The sequence below is a fragment of the Bariatricus sp. HCP28S3_A4 genome (assembly GCF_052066395.1).
Taxonomy (GTDB): domain Bacteria; phylum Bacillota; class Clostridia; order Lachnospirales; family Lachnospiraceae; genus Allocoprococcus.
On the sequence record NZ_JBQHSE010000092.1, the window covers coordinates 1 to 761 of the forward strand.

A 761-nucleotide genomic window follows, 5' to 3' on the forward strand; every position below is an offset into this window, starting at 1 on the left:
TTTTTCGGGAGGGAATCCAGATCCATTTTAAAGAAATCCACGGTGAATTCACGGTAGATGTAGTGTAGCTTGTATTCGTTCTTGCCATAAGCTTTTTCAAGATGTTCCTTATCTACTTTTTTAAGATTGTGGAGATAGTAAGGGCATTTGGGATTCACGCATTTGTGGAGGATAAAGTGTTTCCTATCTTTTTTATGTACCAGAGCATTTCCACAGTGGGGGCAGCGTAAGGTGTACTCTTTAGAGAAACGGTTATCATCCGGTGAAAAGTTTGTGTCGCAGACCTTGCATTTGATCTGACCTTTCCTGCCGTTGTTGCGGTAGAGATAAGGTTGAGGGGCATTACAGCAGGGACACTTGCAGTCCTCGGAGATATCACATTCTTTGCGGCGTGAGACGGGTTTGATCTTCTTGTGATACTTGAATTCATAGTAGGGGATCAGGAGCTGCCAGTCCCAGTCGTTGTGATGGATTTCGATTTTGGGAAGTTCGTCTGTTTTGAGTTTCTGGTACTTTGGGGAATGAGAATCGTCAAAAGCCCACTGTTTCAGTGGAATATATTTGCAGATAAAAGTAATCAGCCAGCAATTCTGCTGATAAAGATATTGAATAACAGAAAGTAAGTATTGTATAATGTCCATGAGCATTGTCTCCTTTGGTGTTTTGGAATTTTGGTCGAGGACATTATACCAGAAAAAGGGAGGTCAATGCTCTTTTTATTTGCATTCTCCCATAAAATCAAGGTTTTTATTGAATTTTGG

General features: G+C 40.7%; 1 pseudogene. It reads right to left on the bottom strand.

Annotated elements, in window-relative coordinates:
* Positions 1–641: pseudogene (locus tag ACTNBF_RS16485) on the bottom strand (transposase); the annotation flags it as partial.
* Positions 642–761: the final 120 nt, after the last annotated feature.